The 705-nt window shown below is 50.2% G+C and carries 1 pseudogene; it reads left to right on the forward strand.

Annotated elements, in window-relative coordinates:
* Positions 1-705, forward strand: a pseudogene (locus L693_RS27965) (accessory Sec system translocase SecA2); the annotation flags it as partial.

The following is a 705-nucleotide window of genomic DNA, read 5'->3' on the forward strand; positions in this document are numbered from 1 at the left end:
GCGAAGCCGATACCGTGCATCGTCCTTTCCATTACGTCATCGTCGACGAAGCGGATTCCCTGCTTCTCGACGAAGCGCGGGTGCCGCTAGTCATCGCAGGTGAGTCAGGCTCTTCCGATAATGACGGCATTCGTTTCGCAGCAGTGGCTAGGCAGCTCAAACAAGATGAGCACTACGAATTCGACGAGTTCAAGCGAAATGTTTATTTGAATGAAGTGGGCTCTGCTAAAGCAGAAATGCTGATGGGATGCGACAATTTGTACAAAAGCCATAATAGTCAATTGTTAATGTCATTAAATTGCGCGCTGCACGCAGAATCGTTATTGAAAAAAGACGTCGATTACATTGTCCGGGACGGTAAAATCGAGCTGATCGACGAATATACCGGCCGCGTGGCAGAAAACAGGCATTTGCCGGACGGGCTACAAGCCGCGCTTGCGGCTAAAGAAGGGCTGCAGTCGAACGTCGGCGGGAAAATTCTCGGTACGATCACCCTTCAACACTTCCTTAGCCTATATCCGAAGATTTGCGGAATGACGGCTACCGCACACGCTTCCGCAATGGAATTCGAAGATATTTATGGGCTGCAGGTCGTGCAAATTCCGCCGAACCGGCCAAACACACGGATCGACCATCCCCACCGGATTTATACCCATAAAGAAGCCAAATTTAAGGCGCTTGTACAAGAAATCTCGTCCGTCCATG

The organism is Paenibacillus sp. 1-18 (assembly GCF_000520755.1).
GTDB classification, from domain to species: Bacteria; Bacillota; Bacilli; order Paenibacillales; family Paenibacillaceae; genus Paenibacillus; species Paenibacillus brasilensis.